Origin of the sequence: Planococcus chinensis (assembly GCF_042681545.1) — a bacterium.
Classification (GTDB): Bacteria; Bacillota; Bacilli; order Bacillales_A; family Planococcaceae; genus Planococcus; species Planococcus chinensis.
The window spans coordinates 53,257-71,260 of sequence record NZ_JBHUFW010000008.1 but is presented as its reverse complement, the minus strand read 5'-3'; the positions used below and the strand labels follow the sequence as shown (position 1 = coordinate 71,260).

Sequence of the window (18,004 nt, the reverse complement as noted above, 5' to 3'; positions counted from 1 at the left end):
CAATTTTCCGGCTTTGCACCGCCTTACAGGAGGCCAGCCGGTCGATGCAGGAATTCCCCCCCAACTTCTTGAATGGTTTAGGAGAGTCCGGATGCACGCCATCCAACCGTAAAAAATGAATGGAGGCAACAAGATGCAATTAGGCGCTTTTTCAATCAGCCTCGCCGTGAAAGATATTCACGCATCAAAAGACTTCTATGAAAAAATCGGATTCAAGGCGTTCGGCGGCGACATCGGGCAAAACTGGCTTATTATGAAAAACGGGCCGACGATTATCGGGCTGTTCCAGGGCATGTTCGGGAAAAACATGCTGACATTCAATCCGGGATGGGACCAAGATGCACAGAACCTGGACACGTTCACCGACATCCGCGAGCTCCAGAAAACGCTGAAGGCTGCGGGCGTCCCATTCGCCAGCGAAGCCGATGAGTCCGGCGCAGGGCCAGCGAGCTTCATCATTGAAGATCCGGACGGAAACCCGGTCTTGTTCGACCAGCACCGGTAAGAAATCCTGCCAAAGCAAAAAGGACGGTTCGCACACTGCGCATGCAGCTTCCGAACCGTCCTTTTTATGGGCCGTTCCCTTTTACGTCGCACCGGCCGCAGAAGCCGCTGCCTGGTCAGCTTTTACACAGTCGATCGCAATGACAAGCGAAAGGATAAGGTGCTCCATTTCTTCATTCCATACCTGAACTTTGTAGCTGTCGCCCCAGGTGAACCATTCCTTGCTCACTTCCCCTACGACTTCCCCTCCGCGCAGAATCTGGAAATTCATATCCCACCAGTTGCCCTGCACATCCAGGCCCGCCGCCTCGATCGTATATCGCGCTTTCAGGAACGTGAACTCCTTCTTGATCGTCACGGCTTCCTGTCCGTTGACTTCTACAAAAAATGTCGGCAAAAAACTGAATGTCTTTTTCGTAATCAGCGCCACTTCATTCCGCTCGGCGTCCATGACTGTGAACGTCTTCGGGATTTGCATAAAGCTGCCTTCCACAAAATAGGCATCCTGCTCCTCTTGGTCTTTCACGGTGAATTTGCCGCTCAAGCTGAATACTTTTTGCTTGATGTAGAATTGTTTCATCTGATTTCCCCCTTTGTGCTTGGATAAAAACCTGCTTGCTTACACCTCGGACTTCCCAAGTTTTACCGAAGCTTCTTTCCTGACGATACCGGCAAGCACAGCGCCCATGGCTGCCCAAATAAACCCGGTGAGGAGCATCAGCAACACCATGACCGGCGTCAGGTTCCTTTCCGGCAGACTTCCCGAAAGGAACGGAAGCAGGCAGAACAGGAGCGTAACGGTGAACAAGGCTTCGGCCGATCGTCCCAAGGCGCGCGGAATCTCCTGGCTGCCACGCAGCTGGATCATCAAGGAACCTGCGCCGGCCAAGAGCAGGAGCGTCCCGGAAAACAAGAACAGAAGGCCGAACGGAATTCCGGAACCGGTGAAATAAATTTCAAAAAAGTGGAACAAGCCATTGAAAACCAACGCAGCCGCAAGGATCACGACGGACTTCCTTACCTTCCCTTTATACAGCGCGAAAAGAACATACAGCCCTCCGAGGCAAAGAAACGGGAACAGGAACTTGATCCAATCAGTGAAATCACTGGCAATATAGCCGGTATTGGCCCTTCTGCCCAATACCAGCCAGTCGTACAACGGCTTCAGCCCCCACAACATTCCGCCCACCACACACGACCAAGCAGCTACTGTCTTCAAGCAGCCTCTCCCCTTTGTTTCAGCGTTTACATAACCTATTTCCACATCCGCCATAAAATCCCTTTTATTTCGTTCATGCATGAAAAAGCCGGCGCAGGAAAGGCTTCCGGAGCCGGCTTTTCGGTGAATAAACGACCGCTTTTGGTTCATGAATTCCTGTTTTCCCTTTTACCCTGCCGGTGCATAGACAATCCGGTTTCTTCCCATGTTTTTAGCTGCGTAAAGCAATTTATCGGCTTTTTTCACCAACTGGTCCGGCGCTTCTCCATTTTGCCGGCAGCTGCCAAAACTCATCGTCACAGAAAAAGCCTCCCCGTTGCTGTAAAACACATGATCCGCAACGGCTTGTTTGATTTGGATCAAGAGCTTGTCCACTTCCTCTTGGTTGTCCGTATGCAGAATGAGGGCGAATTCTTCCCCTCCATACCGGAAAACCCGGCCCTGCTTTGCCGGGACCATGTCCGAGAGGATCGCGCCGATCTCCCGCAGCACCTCGTCTCCCATGACATGCCCGTATTTGTCATTGACCGCCTTGAACTTGTCGATGTCCGTCAGGACCAGATAAAATTCGGTCCCGCGCTCCAGGTCTTTCCGCAGGCATTCCTGAAATGACCGGTGATTCAATAAATTTGTCAGGTAATCCCGGTTTGCGGCTTCGGCCAAGACGTTCTTCTCAGTGTGGTGCTTCCGTTCCCTCGACACGATGATGCCGCCCAAACCGCCGATCATCAGCAGGAAGATCACCCGGCTCGCATACATGACATACGTGTCTGCTGCTGCATCTGGAACCTGCATAAAGAAAATGAGTGAATAGGTCAGGACAAACAGGAAGGCTGAAATGACCCCGCCGAGGAACCGCCAATACACCGTAATGTGCAGAATGATTAAGTATGCCACCGGAAACAGCGGGCTCTCGATGCCTCCCGTCAACGGGATTAGGGCAGAAAAAGAAATGAAATCGAACAACGGTCCGCATTTCGTCATAAGCGTATACATCTTCGACCCTTCAGGGGACTTCCGCAAATAATACTCGGAAACCCCCATATAGAGGATGCCGAAAGCTACCAGCGACAAAAACAACACGAGTTTGAACTGATCTGGCTTTTCTATATACTGCACGTAAAAAACAACCACTGACATCACAAGGAAAAACCAGCGCAGAGAAGAAAAGATGACTTCAAGCGCATGATCTGAGTGATAAGTATTCCTTAGCCAAAACTTCATGCTGTCCACATCCCGGAAATTTCTGTTTTCTTAATTATAAAGTATAAAATGCAGTTATCTACTATAATTTGTAAAAATAGGACTCTGTTTAATTGGCAACAACCTGAACCGGTATTCCATTTTGAAGTATGGCTTCTGTCTAACCTGAAAAAGCAATGAACCCGGCATTGGTGAATGCCTTGGATTACTGTAGAGTAAGAGAAAAGGAGCTAATACTATTGAATGAAATCTATTCGAACACCATTTTTTCCGGCATCTTCCTGGTGGTTTTACTTTTAATCATTTTTCATTTCCTGACCACAAACAGATACCATAAAGATTTTTATCTCACCGTAGTTGTCTGCGGCTTTTTCGGATTGTTGTCCTTGTATCTTTTTTCTACTGGAGTTGCGGCCATCGTTAGTTTCAAAACAAACAATTTTCATACCGCAGAAGGGATGTGTGAAATTGTCTTTTTCGAGGAAAATAACAGTGCCCGGGGCGGTCATCCAAGCTATTATACGGTGCACATAAACGGGCTGAACCTGACAGCAGCTGCCGACGAATTTCCTTTCTTGCTAGAAGAAAACATCCAGTGTAAAGCTACATACTTGAAAGCGACCGGAACATTGATGGACATAGAACTTAACAGGTGAGCCGATATTCAAGATGACCGCTTTTTCCCCTCTCCAAATTTAGGATAGAATCATTTTTCACGGGCATTCACCGGTAACGAATGAAGGCAAAATTAAAGACATGAGCCCGGAAATATCATGGGCTCATGCCTTTTTAATTTATAGATACCATCTAACTCTCTGGAAGCTCCGATTTTTCCTGATCAGTTTACAACATCAAAACGGTCGGCATTCATTACTTTGTTCCAGGCTTTGATGAAGTCACGGACGAATTTTTCCTTGTTGTCATCTTGTGCGTAGACTTCGGCAATTGCCCGCAGAATCGCGTTCGAGCCGAACACCAAGTCAAAACGTGTGGCTGTGCGGACAACTTCTTCCGTGCCGCGGTATCTGCCTTCGTATTTATTGAACTTGGCCGGCGTCCATTCGATGTTCATGTCCAGCAAGTTGACGAAGAAATCGTTTGTCAACACGCCGACTTTGTCGGTCAAGATCCCTTCTGTAGCCCCTTGGTGATTTGCACCGAATGCGCGCATGCCGCCGATCAATGCCGTCATTTCGGGCGCAGTCAGGCCAAGCAAGTTCGCTTTATCAAGCAGCATTTCTTCCGGGCTTGTTGCGTATTCTTTCTTCTGGTAGTTTCTGAAACCGTCTGAAATCGGCTCCAGCACCTTGAAGCTTTCCGCATCCGTTTGTTCTTCGAGTGCATCTCCGCGTCCTTGCGTGAAAGGAACGGCAAGGTCGAAGCCGGCTGCTTTTGCAGCTTGTTCAATGGCAGCATTCCCGCCAAGCACGATCAAGTCCGCGATGCTGATTTTGTCACCGGTTTCCGCTTTCAGCTGCTCGTAGAAGGAAAGGACTTTCGCCAATTCTTCCGGCTCATTTACTTCCCAGTCGCGTTGAGGAGCAAATCGGATGCGTGCTCCGTTGGCACCGCCGCGCTTGTCGGAATCACGGTACGTGCTGGCAGAACCCCACGCGGTTTTGACCAATTGCTGCGGGTTTAGCCCGCTTTCAAGAATCTTCACTTTCAGCTCATCCAGTTCCTTGTCTTTTAACGTACCGGGTGCTTCCGGCACCGGATCTTGCCAGATCAATTCTTCTGTTGGAACTTCTGGTCCCCAGTAGCGCTCGATCGGCCCCATATCGCGGTGGAGAAGCTTGAACCACGCACGGGCAAAAGCATCTTGGAATTCATCCATATTTTCGTAATAACGGCGGGAAATTTTTTCGTATTCCGGATCCATGCGCAGCGCCATGTCTGCCGTCGTCATCATCGTTTTCACTTTGATCGATGCATCTTCTGCGTCAGGCGCCATATGGTCTTCCGGCAGATCTTTTGCCGTCCATTGGTAGGCACCGGCAGGAGATTTCGTCAATTCCCACTCGTAGCCCAGTAATTGCTCGTAATAGCCGTTGTCCCATTTAATCGGGTTGGCCGTCCATGCGCCTTCGATGCCGCTTGAAATCGTATCACGGCCCTTTCCTGAGCCGTAGCTGCTCTTCCAGCCCATCCCCATGTTTTCCATAACAGCGGCTTCCGGATCGTCCCCTACGTTAGAAGCGTCTCCTGCTCCGTGGGCCTTGCCGAATGTATGCCCGCCTGCAATCAATGCAACGGTCTCTTCATCATTCATTCCCATACGGCCGAAGGTCTCGCGAATATCGTAAGCACTTGCTAGAGGATCCGGTTTGCCGTTCGGCCCTTGCGGATCGACATAGATCAAGCCCATGACAACTGCAGCCAGAGGTTCTTCTAATTCGCGGTCTCCTGAATAACGGTTGTCCGCCAACCACTCTTTTTCATTACCCCAATAAACGTCTTCTTCCGGTGCCCAAATATCTTCACGGCCTGCGCCGAATCCGAACGTTTTGAAGCCCATGGATTCAAGTGCCACGTTGCCCGTCAAGACAATTAAATCAGCCCAGGAAATTTTGTTGCCGTATTTTTTCTTGATCGGCCACAACAATCGGCGGGCCTTGTCTAAGTTGACGTTATCCGGCCAGCTGTTCAGCGGTGCAAATCGCTGGTTTCCTGTAGCGCCGCCCCCGCGTCCGTCGGTTGTCCGGTAAGTACCGGCAGCATGCCAGGACATGCGGATGAACAACCCGCCGTAATGGCCGTAATCCGCTGGCCACCAGTCTTGGCTGTCGGTCATCAACGCGTGAAGATCTTGCTTTAATGCCTCATAATCCAATTTCTCGAACTCAGCTTTGTAATCAAACTCTTCCCCTAGCGGATTCGACTTCTTGTCATGCTGATGCAGGATGCCTACGTTCAGCATGTTCGGCCACCAGTCTTTATTTTGTGTTTTGCCCGGTTTGTTCGAAGTTGTGATGGCACTGTCCCTGTGCCCGTCTGTTTGGTGCCGCAGCTCCCCGCCGCCTGCACCCGTTACCGGACATTGTGCGTCTGCTGCCGCTGTGTGGCGCTTTTTGTCATTGTTGTCATGTACATTGTTCTCCATTTTTTAACCCCCTGCGTAATTAAGTGCAAAAAACGAATTTCTACTTATAACTATTATCCATGGCCATTGCCAGAGGCAGATAATAATTCTTACATTAGAATTGTACTAAAGTGGTGTGCGTCTGAACAGTAATAAGAATTCAAACAAGTGCAAATTTTTTGACCAGCACCCAATATGGGGATTTACGGAAATCCAATCCGTTGAATGTTAAAAAGCAGATCCCGGTAGCATCACTTCAGGATCTGCTTTTTAAGTTGAATCCGTATAGTTTCCTACCAGAACTGGCCGAAGAATGAGGCAAACAGGACAAAGACGATTATCAAAACAACGATGGTAATGATGATGCCCGGTATGATGACGATGAAAAATCCTTTCCAGGACGAAACGCGATGCGCTTCGCCTACCGCTTTGCAGACGATGACGAATGTCCAAATCGAAACGACTGCCATCACGATCGACATGATGACCACAATCGGATTCCCTTCCACGTCCATGCGGTCCGCAAAGAACGTTTCCGGTGCTGCCAGCGCCCAGATGACCAGCACTGGCAGGAGCCAGATTTGCGGTATCTGCGCTGTGGCCAGCGCCTTGAACATATCCGCGTAGGAAGCCGTTCCCTTGAACAGCCGGCCGACCAGCAGCAAGATGGCGGCCCCGATGAAATAGCCGAAAGCACTGCCGATCGGTCCGCCGATCAGCACCTGAAAAAAGATGTTCCACCCTCCCATGTCCGCGCTGCGGGTATTCATAAGTCCGATCAGACCGGATGCAAAACCCGTCAACACGATGAGCAGAATGATGAAATTGACGGGTTTCCGATCAATTACAAAGCGGACCGTTTCACGTGTGCGCAGCCAAATAGCGGTGAATGGGTTCACTTCATGTTCTTTGCGCAATCGTTCTTCCCTTACCATGGTTTCTCCCTCCTCTCTGTTGCCATTCAGGCAACAAACTCTTTTAAATACCTGCTATTCTCCATTGTTCTTTTCTACTGTAAGTTATCAGAATTATCAAATAAGTAAAAGCATTTAATCCTCTATTTTTCATCCAAAATTTTCTTTTCACAGGAATTGTCCTGCAACGGAGATCCAGAATGTACTTGATGTTATAGGCAGAAAGCCCGGAAGAAAGAAATAACGGGACAGAACGTTGTTTTTTCAACGTTCTGTCCCGTGCGTCGATACTTCTCTCAAGAGGCATTGTACATCAACTTATTCATTTTGTACCTCTATCCATGTAAGCTTATCGGGCCCATGCCGCAATGGCTGCGATATCTTCCGGTGTGGTCCTGCAGCATCCGCCGATGACCTGCGCGCCTGCTTCGTGCCATCCTTTGGTGTGAGCAGAGAACGGGTTTGCCGACGGCTCTTCGTTCCACGTCTTGCTTTTGGCATCGTATTCTTCGCCTGAATTCGGATAGACGATGACCGGTTTGGCAGAGCGGCTTTTCACTTCTTCGATCAATGATTCGATAAAGGCGGGTGCTGAACAATTGATGCCGATGGCTGCTGCCTGCGCTTCGCCGTCCAGCCATTCCGCACAGGCGGAAATCTTTTCTCCGTCACTGATGTGGAGCCCGTCCTTCGCACTGAAGCTGAACCAGGCGTAAACCTCCGGAAAGTCCTTCAACACCTTCACAATAGCTTTCGCTTCCGCAAGGCATGGCAGGGTCTCACACGCTAAGATGTCGGCGCCCGCTTCGACCAGCACCTGGATGCGGTCTTTGTGGAAAGCCACGAGCTCCTCTTCGGTCAGCGAATAATTCCCGCGGTACTCGGAGCCGTCCGAGAGAAAAGCGCCGTAGGGTCCGACGGAAGCCGCCACTAACGGTTTCGGCCTTGCGGATTTGTCTGCAACGCCTGCCCAGAATTCATCGCGGGCCTCGACGGCGATCCCGACCGACTTCCGGATCAAGCCGGCCGCCTCTTCTTCTGTAAGCCCTCTTTCCTGAAACCCCTGGATCGTCGCCTGGTAGCTGGCCGTGATCGCACAGTCCGCCCCTGCCTCAAAATAATCCAGATGGACTCTTTTGATCATTTCCGGGTTCTCCATGACGATTTTCGCCGACCACAACCGGTCATTCAAATCACAGCCGTAATTCTCAAGTTCTGTCGCCATCGCGCCGTCGAGAATGAGGACCGGAAAGTCCTTTAAAATCTGTTCAATCGGGTTCATGCAGCCTCATCCTTTCCATGTCCAACTTCAAAGGACTGTCCTTAGTTGCTTCTGTTTGCTCTGCTTAAGAATTGCTTGGTCCGTTCCATTTTCGGGTCTTTGAAAAGCTGTTCAGGGGTACCTTCTTCGATGATCTGTCCGTCTTCCATAAAAACGACGCGGTCGGAGATATCACGTGCAAAATGGAGCTCATGGGTCACAATGAGCATCGTGTTCCCTTCGTCCGCCACTTTTCGGATCGTCGCCAGCACTTCATCCACCAACTCCGGATCCAAAGAGGAGGTCGGTTCATCGAACAGCAGCACTTCCGGGTCCAACGCCAGTGCCCGCGCAATGCCGACCCGCTGCTGCTGGCCGCCCGACAATTGGGCGGGATAATGGTCCAACCGGTTCGCCAATCCGACCCGTTCCAGGATTTCCATGCTCCGCTTTTCGGCTTCTTCCTTATGTAGTTTCTTTACACTGGTCAACCCGATCATGACGTTTTGCAGCACCGTGAAATTCTTGAACAGGTTGTATTGCTGGAAGACCATGCCCGTCGAATTCCGCAAGGAGACGATGTCCGCTTTTTTGGCTGATTCGGCGTCCACTCGTTTGCCGCCGATCTCCACGGTTCCGCGGGTCGGCTCCTCCAGGAAATTGATGCAGCGCAGGAGTGTTGATTTGCCTGACCCGCTCGGCCCCAAAATCGAAACCACTTCGCCTTTCTTGACGTTCAAGTCGATTCCTTTCAGCACGTGCTGGCTGTCGAAATACTTATGGATATTTTCCAATTTGATCATCACGCAATCCTTCTTTCATATCGGCGTGCCCGCTTCTCGACTCTTACCAGCAGCCGCTCCACTGCGATGCAAAGGATCCAGTAGACGATCGATACCGCAATATACACTTCAAAAAACGCCAAGCCGCGGGAACCGAGAATTTTCGCTTGTCCCATGATGTCGATGACCCCGATGATAAACACCAAAGATGTATCCTTGATTGTGCTGATGAACATATTTCCAAGGTTCGGTATCGCTGTGGCCAGCGCCTGCGGGAAAATGATCTTGATCATCATTTGCGACGGGCTCATCCCGATCGATTTGGCCGCTTCAAACTGCCCGCGGTCTACCGATTCAATCGCCGAGCGGATCGTCTCGGAAAGATAGGCGCCCAGATTCACGGAGAACGCCACCAGCGCATAGACTTCAGGTGGGATGCTGTTGACGTCCGCCGACTGGAGCCAGCCGTATTCGATCTGCAGAAAGTAGATGATTTTCGGAATCCCGTAAAACACCAGGTAAATCTGGACCAGTAAAGGCGTTCCCCTGATAAAGGATACGTAGATGGACGAAATCACCCGCAAGACCGGGACTTTATAAATTTTGATAAGGGCGGTAACCACGCCGATCAACAAGCTGATAACCAGCGAACCCACTGCGATGCCTATCGTGACAGGCAGCCGCGCAACGATTGCGGGAAAGCTTTCGATTAAAAAATTGATATCCAGTAAATTCTCCATTGTCTCTTCCCCTCCACAAACCTATTCAGGGATGTACTCTCCGCCGGTCCACTTGTTCGACAGTTCCGCGAGCGTTCCGTCCTGCTTGAGCTCTTCCAGGACTGGGTCGATCAGCGCCTTCAGCTTTTCGCCTTCTTCCCCGTTTTTCAATACGATCCCCATGTCGTCATTGACCAATGGCTGCCCGACAATTTCCACGCCCAGATCGTTTTTCTCTAACACTGCATCGATCATGATCGGATCGTTGACATAAGCGTCGATTCGGCCGTTTTGCACGTCCTGCAGAATCTCGGAAGGGTTGCCGCTTTCGCTGTATTTCAACTCGATCGGCGTCGCTGCGCCTTTATTATATTCCTCCAAGAGCAAGGTATAGGAGTCGCCGGCCAAAGCCCCGACTTTCTTGCCTTCCAGGTCTTCAATCGTCTGGATATCTTCTCGTCCCGTCTTCACGGCAATGACCGTTTCGGCCGCAAAATAGGATTCATCGGTGAACAGATACTTTTCCTGGCGTTCCGGCGTTTTCGCGACTTGGTCGGCGATCGCCTGGATTTTATTGGACTCGAGCGCCAGGAACATGCTGTCCCAAGGAACGGCGGTGAATTCGAACGTGTAACCGTCCAGTTTCTCATCGACCGCTTTGACCACTTCCACATCATAGCCGGTCAATTCGTTTTTCTCGTCCGCAAAGGCAAACGGCGGATAATCATTCTGCGTTCCCACTAGGATCACTTGGTCGCCCGTGGCTGTCGCTTCTTTTGACGAACAGCCGCTTAACACGCCGCCTGCGCCGATCAATAAAACCAGGGAGAGGGTTAAATAATTTTTTCTTTTCATGTTAAAACTCCTTCGTTGGTAGAGAGTCGCAAGCTCCTGCCTTGCAGAAAAACCTTGCGCTGTTTAATTTCTTTATGTAAATAATCCGTCTTATAAACATATAAACCTTTTTTGACTAAATGAATAAAGGCACTATGAAAGCATGTCCAGATTCTCCACTTCAGGCGGACGCTTTCCGCGGGCTTGCGCCGAACTAACTCGGACTGGCGTCCGAGTGGATTTCGGCACTTCGCTCTCCCGCTGGAGTCGCCGCCTTCCGTTCTGAATCTGAAAACAAAGTGAGAATATCTTTAATTACACCTCCAAAAATTTAAAAATTCCTTTCTTCCAGATTTTAAAAACAAAAGATGATTGAATATCCCTAAAAAAGCAAAAAAACCTATTTCGATAGGAAATAGGTTTTAATCTAGATCTTATCTCTCAGAGCAAATGCCCTGCAGGAATTAGCACCTCTCATAAAATGATGGTTGCTGGACGTCACAGGGCCTGTCCCTCAGTCTCTCTTGATAAGTTATTTAATTTTTTTACATAATTAAGATAGTATTTGAGATTACCGCTTCTGTCAAACACATTTTTCATCTATTTCGAATTTTGGTGAATTATTTCCCGGGAAATGTCCGGGATTCAGGGAAAGTGTTTCTCTTACCAGCTTGACTGGAGGGTTTATTCCAAGCGCTAACCGCTCATTAGTCCGTGGCTTACAGCGCCCTCTGGGACAATTGACAAGGATCCGAATCTTGCATACCATCTAGTCATACTTTCGAATTCCACAAAGAGCGGAGCGGACTGAATATGACAAAAGACCAGGTTTATGATGTCGCAATCATCGGCGCAGGAACGATGGGAATGGCGGCCGGCGCCTTTTTGGCGAAGCAGAATGCAAAGACCTTGCTGATCGATGCCTTCGATCCGCCGCATACTAAAGGGAGCCACCACGGCGACACCCGCCTGATCCGCCATGCGTACGGCGAAGGCCGGCAATACGTAACGCTCGTGAAGCGTGCCCAGCACTTATGGGAGCAGCTCGAACAGGAAACGGGCCATAAAATTTTCGAGAACACCGGCGTGCTCGGCATCGGCCCGGAAGACTCCCCTTTTCTTCAGGAAACAATCGCTTCCGCCCGAAAGCATGACCTATCGTTAGAGATTTTAAGCGGCCGGGAAATCAACGAAAGATGGCCAGGGTTTTCCGTGCCGGACCAGTACATCGGCTGCTTTGAAGCGGCGTCAGGGCTCATCTACAGCCAAAATGCCATTCGGGCCTATAAGGAAACGGCTTTAAAATACGGAGCGGACCTGGCTGCCAATACACCGGTTCAGCACATTGACCCGGACGATCCGCAAGGCGTGAAAATTTCGACCGGAACAACGGACTTTTATGCGAAGAAAGTGATTGTCACGGCCGGCGCATGGGCAGCAAAATTATTGCCGGAGCTGCACCTGCCGATTCAGCCGACCCGCAAAGCTGTCGGCTGGTTTGAAACTCCTGCCAGCGTTTATGATGCCGCTCACTTTCCGTCCTTTTTCATCGAGGACAACGACCACAAGGCGTACGGCTTCCCGAACTTGGACGGCACCGGCCTGAAAATCGGAAGATCCGACGGCGGGCACCCGATTGATCCGGACGTCCATTCACAGAACTTCGGGCAGTATGAAACCGATGAAGGCGACCTTAGGCGCGTGCTCCAAACCTTCCTGCCGGAAGCGAACGGCGAACTGCTCGAAGCGAAGACTTGCCTCTATACCATTTCAAGCGACCATGATTTCATCGTCGACTTCCATCCCGAAAACAAGCACGTCATTTTCGCCTGCGGCTTTTCAGGCCACGGCTTCAAATTCGGAAGCGTCATGGGCGAAGTCTTGAGCCAGCTCGCGCTGGAAGGACAGAGTGAACTCGACATCTCCATCTTTTCGCTTAAGCGCTTCGGTTTTTGACGCCTCTAAAAGGACTTCCTAAAACGTTGAAGCAACGGCGTTTTAGGAAGTCCTTTTTCTAAGTTCCGCTTTGCTGTTTCTCGGTGATTGTCTCCGGCTTCTCAGGAGCTCCCTTCATGGCCATTTTCAAATAGTCCACGAACAGGCGGGACTGCGCTTCCAGCTGCACAGCCTGTTTCGGCAGGATGGCATCTTCGAGGGCGAGGCCATCGATGAACGTGATGATGGAACGGGCAAGCAGCTCACTGTCGAACCGCCCGCTAAATTCCCCAGCTTCCTGTCCCGCTTGGATCACCCCGGCATATAGCTGGACGCCGGCTTCATATCTTTTCCTGCCGTATTCCAGGCGCCGCCCGTTCTTTCTCCCGGTGATGAAATACTCTAATTTGCTGGGTGCGAGCGGATCCATTTCGGTATCAGGATCGCCTCCCTCGCCAAACATCAGCTGCATAAGCAGATCCCAATGCGATTCCGTTTTTTCAAGCATCTCCTGCACGGTTTCGGCTTCGTCATCGAGCACATCTTCCAGGATCGCTTCGAACAGATCCTCCTTGTTGGAAAAATACTGATAGAGCCCCCCGCGGCTCACTCCAGCCGCGTCCATGATATGCTTCATCGATGTTTGTTCATAACCTTGCTCTATAAAAACTTCAGTGGCGGCGCGCATGATGTTAGCCCGCCGCTGCCTCAGATGTTCCTCGCTCACTCGTGGAGACATGCAATTTCCCCCGTTCTACTTTACTTCTCGTCAAATACCCGCCTATCGACACCAGCACCAGCAAGGCTGACGTAATGATAAAGGTTGGCACAATGCCGATCGCGGTAGCCAGCAACCCGCCGGCCAATGGGCCGACAATCGTCGCTGTCGTCATGGCACTATTGATCACGCCGAAGACCCGCCCCGTCATATGGACGGGCGTCGCGACCTGAACAGCAGCCTGATAAGGCACAAAAATCAAGCTGGCAGAAAATCCGCCTGTAAATCCGAGCGCAGGCAGCCACATTACGGAATAGCTGAGATCGTAATGGGCCAGTATCCCCATCATACCAAAACTCAGACCGATTCCGAAAACGCCCAGCAGCATAATCGGATATGGGCGGTAATCGGTTTTTTTCGCCAGCAAAAAGCCTGCCAGGAACATGCCGAGGCCGGACCCCGTAATCAGATAGCCGAACAAATCAGGAGAAGCATCCGTAAGCTCCCGGATCAGCACGATAAGCTGCGTGTCTGCCAATTGCAGAATTAGCAGGCTGCTCCCCATCAACAGCAAGCCGATGACCATGAAACGGCTTGATTTAATGAAAGACAGCCCGGCGGCCAATTCCTGTTTGAACGATTCCGATCCTTTTCCGCTTTCCGGCGCGTCTTCTGTTTTTAATGCATTAGGCAAAAACAGCAGCAAAACTGCGGAGACCGCAAACGTTGCCGAGTCGATCAAGAACACCTGCTGCGGCCCGACTGCCGCTACGAGGATTCCGCTGAGAAGCGGACCCAGAATTTTCGTCGAGGAGTCCACCATCGACGTGATGGACATGGCCGCCTTCATATCCCCTTCTCCGACTATCTCCTTCAACTTCCCGTTTTTCGCCGGGATGAACACAGCGGAAAACAGGCCGATGGCAAACAGCGCAGCATACACCATCCATAGCGAACTTGCCACGGCCAGCACCAGAATCAACCCCGCCCGGACAACATCCGAGAGGATCATGATCGATTTCCGGCTGAAGCGGTCCGCTACAATCCCTGCCACCGGCCCGAGCAGCGCCATCGGGACAGCGAGGCATAGCAGAAGCAGCGAAACTTCCAGGGGCGACGCATTCCATTTCAGCCCGACGACTGTAAAAATCGCAACAAGGCTCAGCCAGTCGCCGATGCTTGAAATCGCCTGCGCCCCGATCAACGTCACATACGGCCTGTTCTTCATCAAACTCTTTACATCCATCTCCCTCTTCTCTAAAACGACAAACGTGTCGTTATTAATTAACCCCATTATATCGACACCGTTGTCGTTTTACAAGAGCGTTCGTTACATTTGCGAAAAAAACGGTATAGTATAGGAAAATCCTCTTTTGAAAGGACGGAGCCGGCATGGAAATCACAAATTTGCTCGATGCCAAAAACCGGCAGGAATTGAGGGAGTGGCTGGAGGAAAACGCAGCGAGTGCGAAATTTTGCTGGGTGGTTCTTGGTACGAAGAAGCAGCCCGGCGCCCTCCAATACCTGGACGCAGTGGAAGAGGCCCTGTGCTTCGGCTGGATTGACGGCACCAAGAAGAAACTGTCGGACACCCAGATGGCCCAAAGGCTTTCGCCGAGGCAGAAAAAGAGCAACTGGACGGAATTGAACAAAGAGCGGGTGAGAAGGCTGCAAAAACTTGGGTTGATGACAGCGCAGGGACTTGAAGCCCTTCCCGATATGCGGCCTGAATCGTTTGTGGTGAATCCGGAGGTTTTAGCCCGTCTGAAAGAAGATGCGCAGGTTTATCAAAACTTCCTGGATTTCCCCGAGCTGTACCGGAGAATCCGGATTGATAACATCCAGGGGTATAAAGATTACGACCCTGAAATTTACAGGCAGCGATTGGAAAAATTCATCGCCAATACCCGAGAGAACAAAATGTACGGCCAGTGGAATGACAACGGCCGCCTGAGCAATTATTAAGGCTTTTAGCTGCAGGAAGCCGCTGCTTTCCTTCACTGCCTTGCACGTTCTTATCAATTACGGTTTCTTACTTGAGAAACTTGATTGTAGTTTGAAAATTATTGCTATTCTAAAATATGTATTCACAACTGACTCTCTCTCTTTCGCCTCTAAACGGTTTTGCCAAAATTATGAGAACGCTTACTCTCCCTTCAATCCTGGCGCTTTATACAGAACTCTTTTGAACCAAGGGTTTCCTTTGACAAATATCCGATTTCATATAACAATTAGAAGTAGGAATTAGAATGATTATAGTTAAATAATTATATTAATTGAGGTGATCGGCTTTGATTAATATTTTTTTATGGAATTATTGGCTTTGATCATTCTAAAAAAACATTTAGGAGGAATTTAATATGTCTTTGATCGGAAAAGAAATCCAGCCATTCGCAGCTTCTGCTTACCACGCGGGAAGCGGTGACTTTATCGAGGTATCAGAACAAAACATGAAAGGCCAATGGAGTGTGGTTTGCTTCTACCCAGCTGACTTTACTTTCGTTTGCCCGACTGAACTTGAAGACCTTCAGAAACAATACGCAACGCTTAAAAGCTTGGGCGTTGAAGTGTATTCTGTATCAACGGATACTCATTTCACGCATAAAGCATGGCACGACCATTCAGACGCGATCAGCACACTCCAATACGTTATGATCGGCGATCCGTCACAACGCATTTCACGCAGTTTTGACGTCTTGGACGAAGAAGCCGGCCTTGCACAGCGCGGTACGTTCATCGTTGACCCGGACGGCATTGTCCAAGCAGCGGAAATCAATGCAGACGGCATCGGACGCGACGCAAGCACACTAGTAGGCAAAATCAAAGCGGCTCAATATGTCCGCAACAACCCAGGCGAAGTTTGCCCGGCTAAATGGGAAGAAGGCAGCGCGACACTGAAGCCGAGCCTCGACCTTGTCGGCAAAATATAAGGAGTTCTGACCATGATATTAGATGCAGATATAAAAGCACAATTAGAGCAATACCTGCAGCTGCTGGAAGGCGACGTGCTGCTCAAAGTCAGCGCAGGTAGGGACGACGTCTCCCGCGACATGGCGGCTCTCGTAGAAGAATTGTCCGCAATGTCTGCCCGCATTAAAGTGGAACATGCACAGCTTGAAAGAACACCGAGCTTCAGCGTCAACCGCATCGGCGAAGACACCGGCATCACGTTTGCCGGCATTCCCCTCGGCCATGAGTTCACGTCCTTGGTCCTTGCTTTGCTGCAAGTGAGCGGACGGGCACCGAAAGCCGACGCGAAAGTCATCGAGCAGATTAAGAGCATCCAAGGCAACTACCATTTCGACTCGTACATCAGCTTAAGCTGCCAGAACTGTCCGGAAGTGGTCCAGAGCCTGAACTTGATGAGCGTGCTCAATCCGAATATCTCGCACACGATGATTGACGGCGGAGCATTCAAAGAAGAAGTCGAAAGCAAAGACATCATGGCCGTCCCGACGGTCTTCCTGAACGGCGAACCGTTCTCCAGCGGGCGCATGTCCCTGGAAGAATTGCTTGCGAAACTGGGCAGTGCACCGGATGCATCTGAATTCGCGGACAAAGACCCGTACGATGTCCTTGTCGTCGGCGGCGGGCCGGCAGGCGCCAGTGCAGCCATCTATGCGGCGCGCAAAGGCATCCGCACAGGCATCGTCGCTGAACGTTTTGGCGGTCAGGTGCTGGATACACTGAGCATCGAAAACTTCATCAGCGTCAAGCACACGGAAGGGCCGAAATTCGCAGCAAGCCTCGAGGAGCACGTGAAAGAGTACAACATTGATGTCATGAACTTGCAGCGCGCCAAGCGCTTGGAGAAGAAGGAATTCATCGAGATTGAACTCGAAAACGGCGCTGTCCTTAAAGGCAAAACCGTCATCCTGTCCACCGGTGCGCGCTGGCGCAACATCGGCGTGCCGGGCGAAGCCGAGTTCAAAAACAAAGGCGTGGCTTACTGCCCACATTGCGACGGCCCATTGTTTGCCGGCAAAGATGTGGCAGTTGTCGGCGGCGGAAACTCCGGCGTCGAAGCGGCCATCGATCTCGCAAACATCGTGAACCATGTGACCGTGCTGGAATACAATGCCGAACTGAAAGCAGATTCTGTGCTGCAGGACCGCTTGAAGAGCCTGCCGAACGTTACGGTTCTGACAAACGCCCGCACACAGGAAATCACCGGCACGGACAAAGTGAACGGCATTTCTTATATCGACCTGCAAACAGGCGAAGAAAAGCATGTCGAACTGTCCGGCGTCTTCGTCCAGATCGGCCTTGTGCCGAACACCGACTGGCTCGGCGACACCGTCGAACGCAATAAATTCGGCGAAATCGTCATCGACAACCGCGGTGCAACGAACATCCCGGGCGTCTTTGCTGCAGGCGACTGCACGAACAGCCCGTACAAACAGATCATCATTTCGATGGGATCTGGCGCCACTGCTTCATTGAGTGCGTTCGATCACCTCATCCGAAGCGAAGTCCCTGTTATGGCATAAAAAATGAAAAGGACTGTGGAAAGAGATTGCCTCTCTTCCACAGTCCTTTTGTTTTGTTTGTTGGAATAAAGTCCCGCTCTTTCATCTTCTTGTATTGTCGATATTCCGCAAAACAGCTGCGCTTGCCGCGGGCGAGCGCCAAGCCTCCTCAGCCGCGTTGCGGCTTGCGGGGTCTCGGCTGTCTCGCTATCCCGCAGGCGTCTCCGCTGTTTTGCTCCATATCTTAGATAGCACTTCAAAAAAAGGTGGAGATGCTTAAAGTTAATGAGCATAAACAGCGCCGGCGCGTTTAAGGGCTAGGCGAAGCTATGAGACGGGTGTCCTTCCGGGCTCATGGCGAGAG

At 50.7% G+C, this 18,004-nt stretch carries 17 protein-coding genes and 1 riboswitch; of the genes, 6 read left to right on the top strand and 11 right to left on the bottom strand.

Annotation, left to right across the window (positions count from 1 at the left end; translation table 11 throughout):
- The first annotated feature begins 133 nt into the window (after positions 1 to 133).
- Entirely contained in the window at positions 134 to 505 is a 372-nt protein-coding gene (locus ACFSDB_RS11305) for a VOC family protein (RefSeq protein ID WP_204893193.1), read from the top strand.
- Between the two features lie 81 nt (positions 506 to 586).
- Here the strand turns inward: ACFSDB_RS11305 and ACFSDB_RS11300 are convergent, their stop codons facing one another.
- From ACFSDB_RS11300 to ACFSDB_RS11290, 3 genes are all read right to left on the bottom strand, one after another.
- Positions 587 to 1,084: an LURP-one-related/scramblase family protein gene (locus ACFSDB_RS11300; RefSeq protein WP_204893192.1), complete on the bottom strand. Its 498-nt coding sequence runs from the start codon at positions 1,082 to 1,084 to the stop codon at positions 587 to 589.
- Between the two features lie 39 nt (positions 1,085 to 1,123).
- Positions 1,124 to 1,723 carry a hypothetical protein gene (locus ACFSDB_RS11295; protein WP_204893191.1) on the bottom strand — a complete coding sequence of 200 codons (600 nt, stop codon included), beginning with the start codon at positions 1,721 to 1,723 and terminating at the stop codon, positions 1,124 to 1,126.
- 168 nt (positions 1,724 to 1,891) lie between these two features.
- Positions 1,892 to 2,947, bottom strand: a complete 1,056-nt coding sequence (locus ACFSDB_RS11290) for a GGDEF domain-containing protein (RefSeq protein ID WP_204893190.1) — start codon at positions 2,945 to 2,947, stop codon at positions 1,892 to 1,894.
- A gap of 218 nt (positions 2,948 to 3,165) precedes the next feature.
- Here ACFSDB_RS11290 and ACFSDB_RS11285 point away from each other — a divergent pair, with 218 nt between their 5' ends.
- Positions 3,166 to 3,582 carry a hypothetical protein gene (locus tag ACFSDB_RS11285; RefSeq protein WP_204893189.1) on the top strand — a complete coding sequence of 139 codons (417 nt, stop codon included), beginning with the start codon at positions 3,166 to 3,168 and terminating at the stop codon, positions 3,580 to 3,582.
- A gap of 182 nt (positions 3,583 to 3,764) precedes the next feature.
- Here ACFSDB_RS11285 and katG read toward each other — a convergent pair whose 3' ends face one another.
- The 6 genes from katG to ACFSDB_RS11255 form a co-directional block, all read right to left on the bottom strand.
- On the bottom strand, positions 3,765 to 6,029 hold the full coding sequence (gene katG / locus ACFSDB_RS11280; RefSeq protein WP_204893188.1) for a catalase/peroxidase HPI: 2,265 nt from the start codon (positions 6,027 to 6,029) through the stop codon (positions 3,765 to 3,767).
- Positions 6,030 to 6,301: 272 nt separating this feature from the next.
- A complete protein-coding gene (locus ACFSDB_RS11275; RefSeq protein WP_204893187.1) occupies positions 6,302 to 6,943 on the bottom strand; it encodes a Yip1 family protein in 642 nt (213 codons plus the stop codon).
- Positions 6,944 to 7,271: 328 nt separating this feature from the next.
- Positions 7,272 to 8,204, bottom strand: coding sequence for a homocysteine S-methyltransferase (mmuM, locus tag ACFSDB_RS11270; RefSeq protein ID WP_204893186.1), 933 nt, complete (start codon positions 8,202 to 8,204; stop codon positions 7,272 to 7,274).
- 41 nt (positions 8,205 to 8,245) lie between these two features.
- On the bottom strand, positions 8,246 to 8,986 hold the full coding sequence (locus ACFSDB_RS11265) for an amino acid ABC transporter ATP-binding protein (protein WP_204893185.1): 741 nt from the start codon (positions 8,984 to 8,986) through the stop codon (positions 8,246 to 8,248).
- Complete coding sequence (locus tag ACFSDB_RS11260; RefSeq protein WP_204893184.1) at positions 8,986 to 9,705, bottom strand: amino acid ABC transporter permease; 720 nt, start codon at positions 9,703 to 9,705, stop codon at positions 8,986 to 8,988. Before ACFSDB_RS11260 ends, ACFSDB_RS11265 begins: the two co-directional genes overlap by 1 nt.
- Before the next feature lie 21 nt (positions 9,706 to 9,726).
- A complete protein-coding gene (locus tag ACFSDB_RS11255; RefSeq protein WP_204893183.1) occupies positions 9,727 to 10,539 on the bottom strand; it encodes a transporter substrate-binding domain-containing protein in 813 nt (270 codons plus the stop codon).
- Between the two features lie 410 nt (positions 10,540 to 10,949).
- Positions 10,950 to 11,052, bottom strand: a riboswitch (SAM riboswitch).
- 279 nt (positions 11,053 to 11,331) lie between these two features.
- Between ACFSDB_RS11255 and solA the strand changes: the two genes are divergently transcribed.
- Complete coding sequence (solA, locus tag ACFSDB_RS11250; RefSeq protein ID WP_204893182.1) at positions 11,332 to 12,474, top strand: N-methyl-L-tryptophan oxidase; 1,143 nt, start codon at positions 11,332 to 11,334, stop codon at positions 12,472 to 12,474.
- Between the two features lie 58 nt (positions 12,475 to 12,532).
- Here the strand turns inward: solA and ACFSDB_RS11245 are convergent, their stop codons facing one another.
- Together ACFSDB_RS11245 and ACFSDB_RS11240 are read right to left on the bottom strand one after the other, a co-directional pair.
- The gene (locus tag ACFSDB_RS11245) at positions 12,533 to 13,192 is read right to left on the bottom strand and encodes a TetR/AcrR family transcriptional regulator (protein ID WP_204893181.1); all 660 of its coding nucleotides are present in this window, start codon (positions 13,190 to 13,192) and stop codon (positions 12,533 to 12,535) included.
- On the bottom strand, positions 13,146 to 14,465 hold the full coding sequence (locus ACFSDB_RS11240) for an MFS transporter (RefSeq protein ID WP_377340095.1): 1,320 nt from the start codon (positions 14,463 to 14,465) through the stop codon (positions 13,146 to 13,148). Before ACFSDB_RS11240 ends, ACFSDB_RS11245 begins: the two co-directional genes overlap by 47 nt.
- Before the next feature lie 98 nt (positions 14,466 to 14,563).
- Here ACFSDB_RS11240 and ACFSDB_RS11235 point away from each other — a divergent pair, with 98 nt between their 5' ends.
- The 3 genes from ACFSDB_RS11235 (at position 14,564) to ahpF (ending at position 17,661) form a co-directional block, all read left to right on the top strand.
- Positions 14,564 to 15,136 carry a YdeI/OmpD-associated family protein gene (locus ACFSDB_RS11235; protein ID WP_204893180.1) on the top strand — a complete coding sequence of 191 codons (573 nt, stop codon included), beginning with the start codon at positions 14,564 to 14,566 and terminating at the stop codon, positions 15,134 to 15,136.
- A gap of 395 nt (positions 15,137 to 15,531) precedes the next feature.
- Positions 15,532 to 16,101, top strand: coding sequence for an alkyl hydroperoxide reductase subunit C (gene ahpC, locus ACFSDB_RS11230; protein ID WP_204893179.1), 570 nt, complete (start codon positions 15,532 to 15,534; stop codon positions 16,099 to 16,101).
- 12 nt (positions 16,102 to 16,113) lie between these two features.
- On the top strand, positions 16,114 to 17,661 hold the full coding sequence (gene ahpF, locus ACFSDB_RS11225; RefSeq protein ID WP_204893178.1) for an alkyl hydroperoxide reductase subunit F: 1,548 nt from the start codon (positions 16,114 to 16,116) through the stop codon (positions 17,659 to 17,661).
- Positions 17,662 to 18,004: the final 343 nt, after the last annotated feature.